Raw genomic sequence first — 15,226 nt, 5'->3', positions numbered from 1 at the left:
TTTTCTAAAAAATGCAATTATGCCCTATCTGTGGATGAATAATAAGGTTGCAGTAGAACACGAAGAATTGGTTCCAGCATATTGGAATTGTTTAAAAAGTTTACAATCTGAACTTAATCGTTACAAGCAGAAACCTTTTGGTATAAAGCGCTTACAAGTAGGAGGGAATGGCCGAAAATTATTGATAGACTTTGATAGTTTAAGAACAACAATTCAGGATGCATTAGGTGATCCAAGAAGGATTGATAATCCGTTGGAAGTTTTTTTTGATTTTGATGCAGCTGCAGTTCGGTATTACGCCAAGTTCAAAAGGGCAGGAAATGCATTAGAAGCCGATGAACAAGAGCGATACATAATTAATGCAAGCGTCATGAATGCAGCAATCAAACTGGAGCAAGCGCGAATACAAGAAAGAATCAAATTAAGAGGTTCAATACGTGGAATTACAGCAATATTGGTTAAGGATGTAGAAAACTTCAATAATACATTAAAGATAAAACATGAAGTTAATCACAATTTGCCAGCGAGCGAAAAACAATTTAAAAAGCTTTTAAAAGCTTGTAAAGAGGATTTGTATTATCCGATAATAAAAGATCCTAACGGCGGAAAAACAAACAATGCCAGAAAGGTGGACGACAAAACCGAAATGATTTTTAATGGGCTATTCAAAAATCAAATGCATAAACCTACGCCTACAGAAATTGCCCGCAATTATGAAGCTTTTTTAAATGGTTATGCCGAAGTTTTTAATGAAGAAACCGGAGAAATGTTTGATCCAAAAGAATATAAAAAACTATCAAATACCACGATTATTAATTATATCAATAAATGGGAAAATAGAATTGCAACGCATTTAACCAGAAGTGGTGATAGACAAAAATATATGAGTCAATATACGACTCCGCATCAAATGGATTTGCCAGTTTATTCAGGATCTATTTTATCTATAGATGATAGAAATCCACCGTTTTGGTATGAAAAAGGAAAGAGAGCTTGGTTTTATATCGGGTGTGATATTGCTTCTCAGTGCTTTACAACAGTAGTTTACGGGAAAACGAAAGAAGGTATTATCGTTGACTTCTACCGACAAATGGTTAGAAATTATACAGAGTGGAATTTGCCTTTGCCAAATGAACTAGAATGTGAGAGTTCATTAAATAGCAGTTTTAGAAATACGCTGCTTCGTCCTGGTGCAATGTTCCAAAGCACAAGAATTATTGCCAATAAAGCGAGTGGAAAATATATAGAGCGAATGTTTGGAAAAGTTAGGTACGATGTCGAGAAAGAAGCTTTTGGATGGATCGGACGTCCGAGTGCTAAGAAAGAGTCCAATCAAGCAGGCCCGGGAGAGAATAAAATTATTCCGTACAACCAATTGATTAATGAGCGAATGCTAGAAATCGAACAATGGAATAATATGCCACATCCTGAAGAAACAACGATGAGCCGTTTTGATTATTTCCTAAGCAAACAACATCCAGATTTAAAACCAACCAACTGGGAAGCAATTCTACCAATTATTGGTTACAAAACCGAAACGTCATGCAAGTTAGGCTATGTAACGCTTCAAGGAAAAAGAAGAGCTATCGCCGAGGAAGGAAAGATTTTAACTGGTGAAGCCTTGATCGATGTAATGAAAGTTATCGAGAGTAAGGAAGTCAATGTGTATTGGCTTGATGCCAACGACGGGCAAGTTCTTAAAGCCTTTGTATATGTTAATGATAGATTGATTTGCGAAATAATGGAAATGCCTCGCTACAATCGAGCAACGATAGAAAGAACCGAAGTAGATAATGAAGCAAGAGCCTTGCAGAGTTCTTATGTGGCATCGGTAGAAGCTTTTGCAAAACGCCAAAGAGATAAAATTGAAAGAATCAACATTATTGATAATACGCCTAGAACGATTAATTCCAATTTTAAGTTTTCGAATATAAAACGCTTTGAAGCAAAAGAAGAGCAACCAGTTGAAATATTTGACGATGAAGCCGAAGATGATCTAGCATTTGTCCCACAAGGAAATGCAATACCAAGTTGGAAACGAAATTTTATGTAATAATAAAAAGTAAAACAATGAACCTAACAAACGAATTTAAACAAAAAGTAAGACTGGCACTCATTGAAGCTCGTCAAAATTATGGAGGCTCAGATGCCGATTTTTCTAAGTCCAAAGGAATAAAACCTTCCATCTATTCCCGATTAAAGAATGGAGAAATCGAAAGGATCTTATCTGATACTACTTGGATTACTTTAGGAAGAGAGCTTCAGGTAAAAGTATTTGAAGACAATTGGAAAGTAGCTAGAACAACAGTTTATACAGAAATAGAAGATAATCTCAATTTCTGTGCAACACTAAGTAAATCTATGGTTTTAGTTGATGATTGCGGGATTGGTAAAACTTTTTGTACCAAGCATATTATCAAAAAAATGAAAAACACATTTTATGTCGATTGTTCACAAGCCAAAAGCAAACAGCAATTTATAAGGCTTCTTGCTAAAACAGTAGGAATAGACAATCAAGGAAAATATGTAGATGTAAAAGCCAATTTAAAATACTATGTCACAACGCTCGAAAAACCATTGATAGTTCTTGATGAAGCTGGAGATTTAGAATATAACGCGTTTCTGGAACTTAAAGAATTATGGAACGGAACTGATGGAGCTTGTGGTTGGTACATGATCGGAGCAGATGGATTGAGAGCCAAAATTCAAAAAGGAATCAGTAATAAAAAAGTAGGTTTTGCCGAAATATTCAGTCGGTTTTCAGACGAATTTATCAAGTTGGTTCCCAACGGAAAAGTAGATAGAACGATTTTTTATACTCAATTAATTGGTGACGTAGCCAATGCGAATTTAATAGACCGTTCCAGAACCAAAATGCTGGTTAATAAATGTATCGGAAAAGAAACAACACTTAGGTATTTAGAAACACTCATTAAAATAGGCGTATAAATGGCACGAGCAATATCTCCCAAAACATTATTTGAAAAGAAGTTCGACGAGTTTGATTTTGAAGGAATCTGGGGCGACGTATTTGGCAAACCCGAAAAAGGAGGCGTTTGGATTATATATGGAGCCGAAAAAAACGGAAAAACGCTCTTTGCACTTAAACTAGCTGAATTCCTAACCAAATATGAAAATGTTTGGTACATATCTGCCGAGGAAGGAACAGGAAAAGAATTCCAAGCCAATGCACAACGAGCAAAAATAGATCCAGCCTCGAGAAAAATAAAGTTCTCTGAATATACCGAAATCGAAGTGGTAAAAGAAAGATTATCAAAACGTCAAGCACCAAAAATTGTACTGTTTGATAATATGACGATTTACAATGATGAATTAAAAAATGGAGCCTTCAGGCGATTTACTTCAGAGTTTCAGAATACGACAATGATATTTCTGGCACATGAGGAAAAAAAAGAACCCTACACAGCCACAGCTAAACTGGCCAAAAAGCTGGCTAAGATTTACATACGAATAGAAGGTTTAACAGCTTTTGTTGCCGGAAGATGCCCGGGAGGAATAATAGCGATAAACGAAAAAACAGCCCTATTGTATCATGGAAGTGATATCAAAAAATAAATCCAAATAATAATTACCCAAAAATTTAAATCAAAATTAATATGACAGCAAACGAAATCACAAACCGCTTAGACATTTTATACAATGTTCTTTTGTATTGTTCCGAAAAACATGCCACTTTCAGCAAGTTTCAACGTATTTGTATCAACCAGGAGCGAGGTGCTTTATACAGCAAATTTTCTTTCTTATTGGATGAAATATCCGAAAATGAAGTTCGAGATTATAAGTGCCCACCTAAGATAGAAACTAAAATTCAGTTTACACTTCAAAAGATAAAAGATACCAACTGGCAAGCTTATAATCAATCCAGAGTAATATAGAAACTGAGCCTATGAATAATACAATAATCTTATTAGTGGTAGTACTCATCGGTACAAACTTAAAACCGATTAGAATCTATATTGAATGGCTGAAATTTAAACTTAAAATAATGTACAAACAAAGAAAATATGAGCGTAAGAATCAAACCAATAACTGATCACGAAGCCTATGAGGTAAACGGACATTTGCTTTATAAAGACCCCTTAAATAATTGGATATCCAAATCTGATTTATCCGAAAAAGAACAGCGAGCTTTTAGTCAATACACCAAAATTGTTATTCAGAATCCTCGATTTAAAAAACACACCAAAGCAACGTATAACGATTAAATAAAAATAGTATGAGCAGCAGAAAAACAAAATTAGACACGATTGGAGTTTTAACAATAGTTACAATAGTTTTTACAATCTTAAAAATAACCAATCTGATAAGTTGGAGTTGGTGGTTGGTTTCATCACCAATTATAGTTCCGTTTGGTTTAATTCTTACCTATTTGGTTCTAGCAGGATTGCTCTTTATGATTAAGCAATTACAGGAAGAATAAAAAGAATATTTTATTATATGTTATTGTAATTAGGGGAATTATTTACATAAACTTTAATAATAAAGCGATAATATATGCTTACCTTTATAATTGAATAAAAATTTATTCCTATCATTGTAAAATAAATAACAATGAATGTTTAAAACAGTAGCTCACCAAACTCTAGAAAATCGTAACAATGATGAATACGTAGAGGCTAACGGTCCATTTTCAGTTCAAAATATTAAAGAGTCTTTTCTAGGAGAAGGCTGTTATTTTTGGGATAATCATTTAGAATTGGCAAAATTTTGGGGAGAAGTGCATTGTAATAATAAATATATTGTTTGTGAAAGTAAATTTGTACTTCCTAAAAACGATTTTTTAGATTTAGTTGGTAGTAGGGAAGATCAGATTCATTTTTTAGATTTAGTTGAAAAACTAAAGATGACAGGGGAAGCACTAGGTAAAATTATTGGTGCATTAAAAGATTTGGAACTCAAAAAGAAAGGAATTTTTCCTTATAAGGCAATTAGAGCTGTTGATAATTTAGCAAAGAATAAGTTTGAGCAAGTTAAATATAAATTTTCTGATGATAATAATAAAAAAAACTATTCTATTTTGACACCAATGTATATTATTTGTTTATTTGAAAAGAATGAACTAATTTTGCCGACATATGATGTGATTTATTCTGTTTAGTTAAATACTTTATATATAAGATTATGAAAAAACAAGAGATACAAAGCAATGCGCTAGATTTATTAAATGAATTTATTGCTTCTGCTCCAGATGAAGTACAAGAAATTATCAATAAGCATAAAAAGAGTGATATTGATGGTCCTACTTATTATGAATATTTGACATCTATAGATGAAAATTCAATTTTGATAGATTGTAATAATTCGGAAGTAGAAGTAGAATATATTAGAGCTACAGCAACTACATTTGCTTTTTTGGCTGATCCACCAAAATTGATTTCAAATAGAAAAAGAAAAATAAAAAAAGACTCTGTAATTTCACAGAGTCTTTTTTTTTAACTATTATTGCAATATGTTAGAAGCAAAAAAAGCAGAGTTTAAATTTATTAAATTTCAAGTACCGAGTTTTTCCTATAATGAAACTCGAGAAAAAGAAAGCGAACTAAAATTACAATTTAATCCTACAGGGAAATACTTTCCGAAAGAAGGTAGGTTTGAATTGTCAATAAATTTTATTGGTTATGAGGAAGGTAAAAAACGTAAACCAATAATTGTAATTAGTGGAATTGCGGATTTTAAATTTACTAATAAAATTGAATTTGACGAAATACCAAATTATTTTTATACCAATTCGATTCCTATTGTTTATCCATATTTAAGAGCATTTATTAGTACTGTAACTCTTCAAGCTAATACAGGTGTGATTATGTTAGGAGTCATGAATTTTACAGATATGTCAAAACCACTTAAGGAAAATTCTATAATTGTATTAGAGTAGGATTGATTTCTTCATGATTAGAAATAATTACAGAAATAGGTAATAGACTCCAATATTACGGAAATAAGTAATAAAATAGGTAAATAAAGGAGATTCAATACTCAAAAAAAATCGCCTTGCAGGATTAAAATTGTCTGTTTATCTTTGTAATATGACTCGCAAAGAAAGACTTCTCGAAAGAAATAATTTAGTACGTAAGCACTTTTATTCATTAATGGCAAAGAATCCAAAATGGAGGATTGATGCTGTAATTGAGGAAGTTGCAAAAAAGTATTTCTTATCCACAAGAACTGTGGATGCTATTGTAAACTACGAAGGTATTTACAATGACAACCTAAAAGATTCAAATAAAAATAGCCAATTAAAAATGTTTTAAACAGTATTTAAATAGTGTTTAAACGCTATGCTTTTTTTATTTTTCGTCCACAATAAAACAACCTCCTTATCCAGGAGGTTTTTTTATGCCTAAGAAATTATGGTTAGCTTTTTGTTCAAATACAACGGATTGATTTCTCTGCAGATTGTACTGTTAAATGATAATTTGTAACTCATAAAACCATCTACAGCATTATCTGTTTCCTCATTTACTTGTAATAATGGGGCAAATAAATCTCCTTTTAAGTGTTGGAGTTTTTCGGAGATTTTCTGAATTAAGTTAAACTCAGCTAATTCATCTGGATTTCCGACTGTTATATTAAGATGGTCAATCCATCCATTTTTGCAATATAAAAGTACTTCTATAACACAATCTCCTTCTTGATTACTTTCTGGCATGTTTTGCCAAGCAATACTTTTTACTTCAATAAGAGCTGCAGTCCAATAAACAGGATCACCTGAGGCTGGATTAGAAATTTGTTTGCGTTGTAAATCGACTAATCCCAACTCAGGAATTGTCTTTAAAGCTTGTTTTATTTTTACAAATAATTCGTTGCGTGGTGTCATTTAAATTTTGTTTTTACATGATTAGTTTGCCTAACTCTTTTGAGATATAGGCATAACAATTTGAAGCTGATTTATGGCAGCTTTTAATTACTAAAAAAATAGACTCTTCTTTAAAGTCTATTTATATTGTCCATCAACATTTAAATTCCCATCGTCATCGAGCTCAATATTATTAATCTTCATACCATCGTATTCCAGATTTTTTTTGGCTTCAATTAAAACGTTCATGTAATTGTCGTCGTTTAACATTTGCAAAATACCTACTCCCAGTTCAGGAAATTCACGATACTCGCCTTTGTTGGCAATCAAGATATGTTCTTGATGCAGGTTTTCTGAAAAACCAATCAATAGGTCTCCATTATGGAAGCCTAAATCCCCGTTTGTGTCTACTATTATATCATTCATAAAGCAAAATTCGGCTTTAGATACGTATCATAAAATTTAAGTTCCAATGCTTGTGTAAAATGTCCCCAAACTTTGTATTGATCCAATACAAGGCTTGGAAGACTATTTTTTTTGCAGCAGAAAAGCCCACAACTTTGCCTCAGAAATCAATCGGAAAATTACTTTTTAATACGAGATACTTCTTTAAGTAAAACCAAAAAATGAGTAGTGAACCGAGAATATAAATAAACAAAGTGAGACAAATAAAGTACTTAGCCGTGCATTGCACAGCAACCTCTCAAAACACATCAATAAGTAGCATACAGAACTACTGGAAAAATCAATTGGGTTGGAGAATGCCAGGTTACCACTTTATTATAAAGCCAGATGGGGAAGTAGTTTCGTTATTGCCAATAGAACAAGTTTCGAATGGTGTAAAAGGATTTAACCATGAAAGTATCAACATATCTTATGTAGGTGGAATTGATGAAAAAGTTATTCCGAAGGATAATCGAACGCTTGCCCAGAAAGCTTCTTTGTTAAAATTGCTTAAGGAGTTAAGACAAAAATTCCCAAAAGCTATTATTCAAGGACACAGAGATTTTCCGAATGTAAAGAAAGCATGCCCGAGTTTTGACGCTAAAAAAGAATATCAACATGTATAAAAAAACACTTTTGTTATCAGTGTTTATTTTTAGTTGTTTGTTGATTTCCTGTCGTACGACGCGACAGGAAACTCAAAAAATTGAAAATCAGACTCAGATAACATCTGAAAAAGTAGTCATCTATAAAGATACTACAGTTTATGCTCCGAGAGCAGAAACGGAACTAAGAATCCCTTTATCTGAATTGGTTGCAAAGAGCCAATTGAAAACAGATTCACAGCCCATTTTTTATGTTCAGAAAAACGCCCAGGCAAAGGTTAAATTAAAAATTGTACACGATACAATTTTAATATCTGCAACCTGCGATAGCCTTGCAATAGTGGCCAAGATAAAAAATGAGTTCAAAAAAGAGAGTTCAAATGTTATTAAAAACAACAACATCGAAAGCAAACAAAAAACAGGATATTCTTTTATCAATATCGGGATTGCTTTTTTACTCGGATTTGCATTTTGTTATATAATTAAATTTTTTAAAATAGTATGAGTTTACCAAATATAAAATTCAACATCTCTAGCAAGGGTCTAGGGTTGTTACAATCAGACATCCAAAAAGTACCAGGATTGGTATTAACTGGAGTTACAGTTGCAGGAACAGGAAAAGTTGCTGTAGGTGGTTCGTATCAGATTTTCTCGCTTGATGAAGCAGTAAATCTTGGTATCGAAGAGACAGGTGCAAATGCTTTTGCTTACAAGCATATCAAAGCATTTTACGACGAAGCCAAAAAAGGAGCAGAGCTTTGGTTCATGCTTGTTTTATCTACCATTACAATGGAAGATATGGCCGATTTGACAAAACCTTATGCAAAAAAGCTATTGGCTGATGCATCAGGAAAAATTAGAATTTTAGGACTTCTTAAAAAATCAGGAACTACCGAAACAATCACAAACGGATTAGATGCAGACGTTGCTCTTGCTGTTGCAAAAGCACAAGCTTTAAACGAAGATTATGCAAGCAGATATTTCCCAGTTCGTACAATTATTTCGGGTAACAAATTCTCAGGAACTGTTGCTGATTTAAAAGATTATGCCACTGCAAGCTTCAACAAAGTATCTATTTTGTTGGCAAATACAGATGGTTCTAAAGAAGCTTCTGTAGGTTTGGCTTTAGGAAGAATCGCAAGTATTCCTTCTCAAAGAAAAATCTCTCGTGTAAAAGATGGCCCAGTAGAAAATTTTACAGCTTATTTTACTAATGGCGGAACTGCAGAAAGTCTAGATACATCTTGGGATGCTATTCATAACAAAGGCTATATCTTTTTACGCAGCTTTGCTAACCGTTCTGGTTATTATTTTACAAGCGATGTAACTTTAACTGGATCTACAGATGATTTCAACACCTTATCAAGAGGTTTAGTGATGGACGAAGCAGTACTTATTGCTTATGATACATTGGTTGACGAATTATCAGACGAAATTCCAGTAACTGATGCTGGAAAAATTCATCCTGTTACTATTAAATCTTGGCAAAATGCTATCGAGAGACAAATCGATGGTTTAATGGTTCAAAACGGAAAATTATCTGGGGTAAAAGCATATATCGATGAAAACCAAAATGTATTGGTTACAAACAACTTGAATATTGCCTTACAATTATTACCAGTAGGTTATAGCGATTATATAACTGTAAACATCGGATTTACAACAAATTTAGAATAAATATGAGCACATTTAGCAGCAAGCAATACGCTTGGTCAGATGTTTCCATTTCAATTGGAGGCAGAATTATAGAAGGAATTACTGAAGTTGAATACACTGTTAAGCAGGAAAAGGAAACTTTAAGAGGACGTGGTAACAAACCACATAAAGTTACTCGTGGTAATAAATCTTACGAAGGAAAAATTACTATTTGGCAAAGCGAATTGGAAGCCATGGTTTTAAGTGCTCCAAACTTTGATATCCTTGATTTAAACTTTGATGTTATCGTTTCTTATGTTCCATCTGATGGAGGAAAAACGGTAATTGATGTTTTATCTGGTTGCGAATTTACCGAAACTAAGAAAAGCATGAAACAAGGAGATAAAAACATGGTAGTCGAATTGCCAATTGTCTTTTTAGGTGTAAAAGCACAACAATAATAATTTTAATTAAAACCAACCAAAGCATCTTAAACTGCTTTGGTTGGTTAAATAAAACAAACAATGAAACAGCAAATAAAACAAGAACAAATTAATGAGTGGAAAGAAAAATACGGTCAAATTTATGAGCTTCCTGTAGAGGATAAAGTAGCTTATTTACGCGAACCGAAAATGACAACTTTTAAGCATGCCTTTAGTGCTATGCAAAAAGATGGCGAAATAACCTTTGGAGAGGTTATGTTAAACGAATTGTTTATTGGTGGAGATGAAGAAATCAAGACAAATGATGATTATTTCTTTGCAGCACGTAAAGAGCTTGCTAATTTTTTCAATTTTGATGATGCCGAAATAATTTCGGAAGGAAATAACTCAGTTATTTTAATTGGAGAAGAAAAATGTACCGTGAGAGTGATTACACGTCAGGATATTAAAACTGCCGAAAAGAAAAATCCTTCAGCGAAACCATTTGTTACTCAGGAAAAATTATTCGAAATGATTTGTATCAAAAAAGATGATGTTTTTAGCGATAGAGAAAATGCTTCGATTCGATTTCCGCTTTACCAAGCAATAGAAAAACTCCAAAACAAAAAAGTGGCAACGCTAAAAAAGCTTTAAAAGGGGCCATTATCGATACCGATGATGCCTCTTCCTTTACAATTGCAGAGAATATCGACATTCGATTATTTGATGCGTACTTGAAATTTTACATGCACATTCCAAAACCTCATAAACTAAGTGATGAAGATTGGGCAGAAGAAATTCAGAATTTACATTTTATTAGAACTAAAGAGAAAGAAACCTCACAAACACCATCATGAACGCCTTCGACTACATTACAGCCATACAAAATGCAAACGGTCCGATTTTGAACGTTGCACAATCTCTCGGAATTGCGATTAATCAGATAAATGTTATGAATAATTCTTTTGCAAACACAGAAAACATAGTAAATAATTTTAGCGAAGCAGTAAAAGAAAACAACTCTTCGATTGGATTTTTTAAATCGGGTTTAGCAAGTATTGAAAATAAAATTAAAGATACTTTTTCTGTAGATACAATTATAGCTTTTGGAAAGGAAGTCTTTAACGCACGTGTTGCCTATGAAAAACTTAATGGAATAAAAGGGGGGATAAGTGACGAATTTGAGAAACTCAAAACGAGTCAAAGTGAATTTGCAACAGCATGGAATACATTTTTAGTTTCACTTGGTGGAGATACCACTGATTCATTTAAAGGATTTATCTCATTTTTAAACAAAGGGGTATCTTTTTTAACCCAACAACTTCCTAATCTTTCGGCAGCATTTAGTGTCTTATGGATTTTTATACAACCAATTGTAAAAATGGTACAAGATTTAGCTATGGGAATTCTCGACTTAATAATCGGAATAACAGAATCTAGGACTATTATGATTACGTTAGGGGGGATTCTCCTTGGTTTAGGAGTCAATTTTTTACTTGCAAATATTCAAGCTTATGCTTTTAGTGCTGCGCTTGGGATATTAGAAGGAGTAATCTGGTTAGTAGAAGGTGCTACTGCAGCTTGGAATTTTGTTATGGCTATGAATCCTATTTCATTAGTAATTATCGGGATAGCGGCATTAGTTGCGATTGTTTGGTCTTTGTGGGATAGATTTGAATCTGTTCGTGGAACCATAATGGGAGTTTGGGAAGTAATGAAAGGTTTTGGGATGATGATAAAAAATTATGTCATTAATCGTTTTCATGAATTACTATCTGGAGTCACAGGTATTGGGCAGGCATTGGCGGCATTTTTTAGTGGTGATTTTAAAAAGGCATGGGAAATAGGAAAAAAAGCGGCTGGGGATTTAATGGGCGTTAATTCAAAAAAACAACTTATAGAAGATGGTTTAAAAGCTGCAAAAAGTTTTAATACCGGATATAATAAAGGGGTAAAAATGAATGCTCCAGAAATAACAACAAAAAGCGAAATCGCTAAAAAAAATCCGACAAGTCAACTTAAAATCCAACAAAAAGCTCTTTTAGGTGAACCAAATTCACCAGTTGTAAATGCTAAAATGGCAAAAACAGCAAAGACAGCAAAAACGAATACAGTAGGTTCATCTGACTCAATTGTTTCAGGAGGACCAAAGGCTACTAATATTATAATTAACATACAAAAATTACAAGATGATACTAAAATTTATGTAGAATCATCAGAAAAAGGGATAAGTAATTTGGGCGAGAAAGTACAAGAAATGCTTTTAAGAGCCGTGAATAGTGTAAACCAAATGCAAACAGCAGTATAATGGCAGAATTTAATTTAAAAGAGATTACAGCAAGAGCGTTTTTAGACTATGTAGGTCCAAGATATCCAGGTTTCTTGTTCGATGTTAGTATGAAAGGTGGAAATCTCAAGGTAAAAAAAAACGGAAAGAAAATAGATCTTAATTCTATCAATATTTCTAGCTTTTCTGGAGGGAAATATTTTTTAACTCTTACACTTACTCATAAAGGTGTTGATTATGAATTGCCAAATGAGCCTTTAATCTCACTTGGATTAAGTAAAACAATTGTTGAAACAGCTACAGTAGGAAAGTATCGTAGAGGAACTGTTAAGGAGTATATCTGCACTGAAGATTATACCATTTCTATAAAAGGAATTTGTTTTAACGAAGAAAATCCAAACGCATATCCTTCAGAACAAGTAAGCATGTTAAGAAATATGGTTGATGTTAACGAAGCGCTTGAGATAAAAAGTAATCCATTTTTCACATTGTTCGATATTGGAAAAATTGTAATCAAAGACATTCAGTTTGAGGATATGATGGGACAAGGAGGAATGCAAAAATATACGATTTCAGCAGTTAGTGATCAAGATTTCTACGCTGATTTAGAAGAAAAGAATAAGACAAAAAGTGAACTAATAAAAACACCATAAAATGTTTCTACTTGAAAGTAAAGTTGTGTTTGCTCGAATTAAGGATGGTGCAGAAGAATCTAGTTATGCTTTTAATGCTATTCATGAAATCGAAATAACCAAGTCTGTTGATGAACTGAGTGATACTGCAGTTATAAAATTGCCAACTCAATTTAAAATAAAACAAAATGGTACACAAAAGTTTACCGAAAAAGCATTGCAAGTTGGAGACAAGGTAACAATCACTTTAGGTTATGAAGGGAAAATTTCTAACGTGGAATTTGTAGGATATATAAAAAAAATTAGTCCCAAAATACCTCTCGAAATTCATTGCGAAGATGCCATGTGGATGCTAAGAAGAAAGAATATAAGCGCGAGTTGGAAAGAGAAAGTTAAACTTGAAGCTGTTTTAAATAAAATTATAGAAGGGACAAATATAGTACTTAATGAACCTGTTCTTGATTTTGAATTAGAGAAATGGATTATCAATGAGAATGGAGCACAAGCACTAGAAAAGTTAAAAAAAGACTTTGGTTTCACCTCTTTTATAACTGATGATGGCAAGTTGCATTGCGGCTTACAAGAGCTAACCAATATTGGTCAAGTAGCTGCTTATGATTTAAACTACAATTTGGTTGAAAATAATCTTGAATATAAAGCCAAAGAGGATCGAAAGATTATGGTAAAATATACCTATATCGATCCCAAAACTAATGAACGAACTATTGTTGAAGACGGAGATAAAGATGGTGAACAAAGAACCTACAATACTTCGACAGTCTCAGATAAAGCACAATTAAAAGAACTAGTAAAAGTAGAGCTTGAAAAATTACGATTTGATGGTTACAACGGTGACGTAACTAGTTTTTTAATTCCTTATGCTACACGAGGTATGAAAGCGGTTTTAGTAGATAAAGAGCACACAGATAGAGAAGGAAGCTATTTTATTAATAAAGTAGTAACCACTTTTGGGATGAGCGGAGCAAGAAGAAAAGTAAGTATAAGAAATAAATTATAATGGAAAAAGACCTGCAGGACGCTTTTAGAAAAATAAAACAACGGGATGTAGATACCTTCATTGCACATGTTATTTCTGTTGATAAAGAAAAAGGGACATGTAAAATTTCGGATGGGAAGCTAGAGTATTCAGATGTGCAATTGGCTTCGATAATAAATGAGAGTAATCAAAAATTTTATTTGTTTCCAAAAGAAAAAAGTTCAGTTATCGTAAGTCCGATTAATGAAGATTTACATCGATTGTATATTGAAGTGTATTCAGAAATAGAAAGTCTGAGTCTTGTAATTGATAAGGTTCAATTTCAGGTTGATAAAGATGGGTTTTTATTAAAAAAAGAAAATGAAAACTTAAAGAAATTGATGGCTGATTTGATAAAAGCAATTAAGAGTTTAAAATTCACAACGAATAATGGACCAACAATAAATTTAATAAATCTAGCCGATTTTACAGCCCTTGAAGATAGATTTAATCAATTTTTAAAAGATAAATAATGTTAAGTGCAGATAGATTAAAAAGTAAAATTCGTGCAGCATTTGAAGCTGAGCAAAACGAAGAAGTAGATCATAATGCTAGTTTAGACAGAATTTCATCAAAGTTGGCCAATGCAATTGTTGAGGAGATTAAGAATGCAAAAATCGAATATATAGCAGGACTTGCTGCTCCAAATGGACCAGTTACAGGAACAATAAATCACACGATAAGTTAATAATGAATGAGCTCACAATTGCATTAACCGGGTTAATAACTGCTGGAGGTACTGGTTATTTTACTTTTTTATTTGCCAAAAGCAAGTATAAACAAGAAGTAGAAAAGTTAAAGGTTGAGGTTTTGCAAGCCAGACAATATGCTGATACTACTGCTATTGAAAACGATATTAAACTATCTGGACATTATAAAGAAATTCTAGATGACTTAAAAAGCCGATATGAAACTCGGTACAAAGAGTTTGAAGAGATGATGAATAGAAAAGTTTTACTCCTGGAGGAAGAACTCAAGCTAAAGGATCGGAAAATTAAGTTGCAGCAACAAGAGATTACCGAATTAAAAAAAGAAAATAGAACATTACGTACCAATGCAAGAAACAGTATTACATAACCAATCGTTAATAGATTTTACCCTACATCACTGTGGTACAATCGAAAGTCTTGTTGCAATGGCTATTGCAAACGATTCTAGTATAACCCAAGATTTACAGCCTAAAAAGATTTTGGAGATTCCGGTAGATATTAGGAAGGACTCAGACATTGTTGGTTTCTACACCAATAAGAAACATGTTCCAGCTTTCAATTATGCTGGACCAATTTCTGCAAATGACGAAGGTATTGGCGAAATGATAATAGAAGAAACATTTATAGTAAGATAAAAA

Annotated in this window: 24 protein-coding genes; 22 read left to right on the top strand and 2 right to left on the bottom strand. The window is 32.8% G+C overall.

The features are described 5' to 3' along the window. The first annotated feature begins 19 nt into the window (after positions 1-19). From LNQ49_RS06450 to LNQ49_RS06405, 10 genes are all read left to right on the top strand, one after another. On the top strand, positions 20-2,053 hold the full coding sequence (locus tag LNQ49_RS06450) for a hypothetical protein (RefSeq protein ID WP_229987859.1): 2,034 nt from the start codon (positions 20-22) through the stop codon (positions 2,051-2,053). A gap of 17 nt (positions 2,054-2,070) precedes the next feature. Next, positions 2,071-2,949 carry an AAA family ATPase gene (locus LNQ49_RS06445; RefSeq protein ID WP_229987858.1) on the top strand — a complete coding sequence of 293 codons (879 nt, stop codon included), beginning with the start codon at positions 2,071-2,073 and terminating at the stop codon, positions 2,947-2,949. After that, positions 2,950-3,576, top strand: coding sequence for an AAA family ATPase (locus tag LNQ49_RS06440; RefSeq protein ID WP_229987857.1), 627 nt, complete (start codon positions 2,950-2,952; stop codon positions 3,574-3,576). Between the two features lie 41 nt (positions 3,577-3,617). Continuing rightward, positions 3,618-3,896, top strand: coding sequence for a hypothetical protein (locus LNQ49_RS06435; RefSeq protein WP_229987856.1), 279 nt, complete (start codon positions 3,618-3,620; stop codon positions 3,894-3,896). Between the two features lie 129 nt (positions 3,897-4,025). Beyond that, entirely contained in the window at positions 4,026-4,226 is a 201-nt protein-coding gene (locus LNQ49_RS06430; RefSeq protein WP_229987855.1) for a hypothetical protein, read from the top strand. 11 nt (positions 4,227-4,237) lie between these two features. Then, positions 4,238-4,441, top strand: a complete 204-nt coding sequence (locus tag LNQ49_RS06425) for a hypothetical protein (protein ID WP_229987854.1) — start codon at positions 4,238-4,240, stop codon at positions 4,439-4,441. 135 nt (positions 4,442-4,576) lie between these two features. Next, positions 4,577-5,119, top strand: a complete 543-nt coding sequence (locus LNQ49_RS06420; protein WP_229987853.1) for a hypothetical protein — start codon at positions 4,577-4,579, stop codon at positions 5,117-5,119. Between the two features lie 23 nt (positions 5,120-5,142). Further along, entirely contained in the window at positions 5,143-5,457 is a 315-nt protein-coding gene (locus LNQ49_RS06415; protein ID WP_229987852.1) for a hypothetical protein, read from the top strand. Between the two features lie 13 nt (positions 5,458-5,470). Beyond that, positions 5,471-5,896 carry a hypothetical protein gene (locus tag LNQ49_RS06410; RefSeq protein WP_229987851.1) on the top strand — a complete coding sequence of 142 codons (426 nt, stop codon included), beginning with the start codon at positions 5,471-5,473 and terminating at the stop codon, positions 5,894-5,896. A 151-nt stretch (positions 5,897-6,047) separates the two neighbouring features. Next, on the top strand, positions 6,048-6,272 hold the full coding sequence (locus tag LNQ49_RS06405; RefSeq protein ID WP_229987850.1) for a hypothetical protein: 225 nt from the start codon (positions 6,048-6,050) through the stop codon (positions 6,270-6,272). 89 nt (positions 6,273-6,361) lie between these two features. Here LNQ49_RS06405 and LNQ49_RS06400 read toward each other — a convergent pair whose 3' ends face one another. Further along, positions 6,362-6,838 carry a hypothetical protein gene (locus LNQ49_RS06400; protein ID WP_229987849.1) on the bottom strand — a complete coding sequence of 159 codons (477 nt, stop codon included), beginning with the start codon at positions 6,836-6,838 and terminating at the stop codon, positions 6,362-6,364. A 117-nt stretch (positions 6,839-6,955) separates the two neighbouring features. Continuing rightward, positions 6,956-7,243, bottom strand: a complete 288-nt coding sequence (locus LNQ49_RS06395) for an oxidase (RefSeq protein WP_229987848.1) — start codon at positions 7,241-7,243, stop codon at positions 6,956-6,958. A gap of 233 nt (positions 7,244-7,476) precedes the next feature. Here LNQ49_RS06395 and LNQ49_RS06390 point away from each other — a divergent pair, with 233 nt between their 5' ends. The 12 genes from LNQ49_RS06390 (at position 7,477) to LNQ49_RS06335 (ending at position 15,223) form a co-directional block, all read left to right on the top strand. Then, positions 7,477-7,887, top strand: coding sequence for an N-acetylmuramoyl-L-alanine amidase (locus LNQ49_RS06390; RefSeq protein ID WP_229987847.1), 411 nt, complete (start codon positions 7,477-7,479; stop codon positions 7,885-7,887). Continuing rightward, on the top strand, positions 7,880-8,371 hold the full coding sequence (locus tag LNQ49_RS06385) for a hypothetical protein (protein ID WP_229987846.1): 492 nt from the start codon (positions 7,880-7,882) through the stop codon (positions 8,369-8,371). The genes LNQ49_RS06390 and LNQ49_RS06385 overlap by 8 nt, the downstream gene beginning before the upstream one ends. Then, positions 8,368-9,543, top strand: a complete 1,176-nt coding sequence (locus LNQ49_RS06380) for a DUF2586 family protein (protein WP_229987845.1) — start codon at positions 8,368-8,370, stop codon at positions 9,541-9,543. Before LNQ49_RS06385 ends, LNQ49_RS06380 begins: the two co-directional genes overlap by 4 nt. A gap of 2 nt (positions 9,544-9,545) precedes the next feature. Then, positions 9,546-9,962, top strand: coding sequence for a hypothetical protein (locus LNQ49_RS06375; protein ID WP_229987844.1), 417 nt, complete (start codon positions 9,546-9,548; stop codon positions 9,960-9,962). A gap of 63 nt (positions 9,963-10,025) precedes the next feature. After that, positions 10,026-10,577 carry a hypothetical protein gene (locus LNQ49_RS06370; RefSeq protein ID WP_229987843.1) on the top strand — a complete coding sequence of 184 codons (552 nt, stop codon included), beginning with the start codon at positions 10,026-10,028 and terminating at the stop codon, positions 10,575-10,577. Between the two features lie 199 nt (positions 10,578-10,776). Further along, entirely contained in the window at positions 10,777-12,231 is a 1,455-nt protein-coding gene (locus tag LNQ49_RS06365; RefSeq protein WP_229987842.1) for a phage tail tape measure protein, read from the top strand. Next, positions 12,231-12,863 carry a DUF6046 domain-containing protein gene (locus LNQ49_RS06360; RefSeq protein ID WP_229987841.1) on the top strand — a complete coding sequence of 211 codons (633 nt, stop codon included), beginning with the start codon at positions 12,231-12,233 and terminating at the stop codon, positions 12,861-12,863. Before LNQ49_RS06365 ends, LNQ49_RS06360 begins: the two co-directional genes overlap by 1 nt. Before the next feature lies 1 nt (position 12,864). Then, a complete protein-coding gene (locus tag LNQ49_RS06355) occupies positions 12,865-13,860 on the top strand; it encodes a late control protein (protein WP_229987840.1) in 996 nt (331 codons plus the stop codon). Continuing rightward, a complete protein-coding gene (locus LNQ49_RS06350) occupies positions 13,860-14,351 on the top strand; it encodes a hypothetical protein (RefSeq protein ID WP_229987839.1) in 492 nt (163 codons plus the stop codon). Before LNQ49_RS06355 ends, LNQ49_RS06350 begins: the two co-directional genes overlap by 1 nt. Further along, positions 14,351-14,566 carry a hypothetical protein gene (locus tag LNQ49_RS06345; RefSeq protein WP_229987838.1) on the top strand — a complete coding sequence of 72 codons (216 nt, stop codon included), beginning with the start codon at positions 14,351-14,353 and terminating at the stop codon, positions 14,564-14,566. Before LNQ49_RS06350 ends, LNQ49_RS06345 begins: the two co-directional genes overlap by 1 nt. A gap of 2 nt (positions 14,567-14,568) precedes the next feature. Then, positions 14,569-14,955: a hypothetical protein gene (locus LNQ49_RS06340; RefSeq protein ID WP_229987837.1), complete on the top strand. Its 387-nt coding sequence runs from the start codon at positions 14,569-14,571 to the stop codon at positions 14,953-14,955. Beyond that, the gene (locus tag LNQ49_RS06335; protein WP_229987836.1) at positions 14,933-15,223 is read left to right on the top strand and encodes a hypothetical protein; all 291 of its coding nucleotides are present in this window, start codon (positions 14,933-14,935) and stop codon (positions 15,221-15,223) included. Before LNQ49_RS06340 ends, LNQ49_RS06335 begins: the two co-directional genes overlap by 23 nt. Positions 15,224-15,226: the final 3 nt, after the last annotated feature.

It is taken from the genome of Flavobacterium pisciphilum, assembly GCF_020905345.1.
Taxonomy (GTDB): Bacteria; Bacteroidota; Bacteroidia; order Flavobacteriales; family Flavobacteriaceae; genus Flavobacterium; species Flavobacterium pisciphilum.
Note: the sequence above shows the minus strand (reverse complement) of the source record. Positions and strands in the feature narration are given on the sequence as shown.

What these genes read in the sequence shown, in the direction of transcription:
- LNQ49_RS06450 (WP_229987859.1), top strand. Translation starts at nt 20, where the DNA reads ATGCCCTATCTGTGGATGAATAATAAGGTTGCAGTAGAACACGAAGAA.
- LNQ49_RS06445 (WP_229987858.1), top strand. Translation starts at nt 2,071, where the DNA reads ATGAACCTAACAAACGAATTTAAACAAAAAGTAAGACTGGCACTCATT.
- LNQ49_RS06440 (WP_229987857.1), top strand. Translation starts at nt 2,950, where the DNA reads ATGGCACGAGCAATATCTCCCAAAACATTATTTGAAAAGAAGTTCGAC.
- LNQ49_RS06435 (WP_229987856.1), top strand. Translation starts at nt 3,618, where the DNA reads ATGACAGCAAACGAAATCACAAACCGCTTAGACATTTTATACAATGTT.
- LNQ49_RS06430 (WP_229987855.1), top strand. Translation starts at nt 4,026, where the DNA reads ATGAGCGTAAGAATCAAACCAATAACTGATCACGAAGCCTATGAGGTA.
- LNQ49_RS06425 (WP_229987854.1), top strand. Translation starts at nt 4,238, where the DNA reads ATGAGCAGCAGAAAAACAAAATTAGACACGATTGGAGTTTTAACAATA.
- LNQ49_RS06420 (WP_229987853.1), top strand. Translation starts at nt 4,577, where the DNA reads ATGTTTAAAACAGTAGCTCACCAAACTCTAGAAAATCGTAACAATGAT.
- LNQ49_RS06415 (WP_229987852.1), top strand. Translation starts at nt 5,143, where the DNA reads ATGAAAAAACAAGAGATACAAAGCAATGCGCTAGATTTATTAAATGAA.
- LNQ49_RS06410 (WP_229987851.1), top strand. Translation starts at nt 5,471, where the DNA reads ATGTTAGAAGCAAAAAAAGCAGAGTTTAAATTTATTAAATTTCAAGTA.
- LNQ49_RS06405 (WP_229987850.1), top strand. Translation starts at nt 6,048, where the DNA reads ATGACTCGCAAAGAAAGACTTCTCGAAAGAAATAATTTAGTACGTAAG.
- LNQ49_RS06400 (WP_229987849.1), bottom strand. Translation starts at nt 6,838, where the DNA reads ATGACACCACGCAACGAATTATTTGTAAAAATAAAACAAGCTTTAAAG.
- LNQ49_RS06395 (WP_229987848.1), bottom strand. Translation starts at nt 7,243, where the DNA reads ATGAATGATATAATAGTAGACACAAACGGGGATTTAGGCTTCCATAAT.
- LNQ49_RS06385 (WP_229987846.1), top strand. Translation starts at nt 7,880, where the DNA reads ATGTATAAAAAAACACTTTTGTTATCAGTGTTTATTTTTAGTTGTTTG.
- LNQ49_RS06380 (WP_229987845.1), top strand. Translation starts at nt 8,368, where the DNA reads ATGAGTTTACCAAATATAAAATTCAACATCTCTAGCAAGGGTCTAGGG.
- LNQ49_RS06375 (WP_229987844.1), top strand. Translation starts at nt 9,546, where the DNA reads ATGAGCACATTTAGCAGCAAGCAATACGCTTGGTCAGATGTTTCCATT.
- LNQ49_RS06370 (WP_229987843.1), top strand. Translation starts at nt 10,026, where the DNA reads ATGAAACAGCAAATAAAACAAGAACAAATTAATGAGTGGAAAGAAAAA.
- LNQ49_RS06365 (WP_229987842.1), top strand. Translation starts at nt 10,777, where the DNA reads ATGAACGCCTTCGACTACATTACAGCCATACAAAATGCAAACGGTCCG.
- LNQ49_RS06360 (WP_229987841.1), top strand. Translation starts at nt 12,231, where the DNA reads ATGGCAGAATTTAATTTAAAAGAGATTACAGCAAGAGCGTTTTTAGAC.
- LNQ49_RS06355 (WP_229987840.1), top strand. Translation starts at nt 12,865, where the DNA reads ATGTTTCTACTTGAAAGTAAAGTTGTGTTTGCTCGAATTAAGGATGGT.
- LNQ49_RS06350 (WP_229987839.1), top strand. Translation starts at nt 13,860, where the DNA reads ATGGAAAAAGACCTGCAGGACGCTTTTAGAAAAATAAAACAACGGGAT.
- LNQ49_RS06345 (WP_229987838.1), top strand. Translation starts at nt 14,351, where the DNA reads ATGTTAAGTGCAGATAGATTAAAAAGTAAAATTCGTGCAGCATTTGAA.
- LNQ49_RS06340 (WP_229987837.1), top strand. Translation starts at nt 14,569, where the DNA reads ATGAATGAGCTCACAATTGCATTAACCGGGTTAATAACTGCTGGAGGT.
- LNQ49_RS06335 (WP_229987836.1), top strand. Translation starts at nt 14,933, where the DNA reads ATGCAAGAAACAGTATTACATAACCAATCGTTAATAGATTTTACCCTA.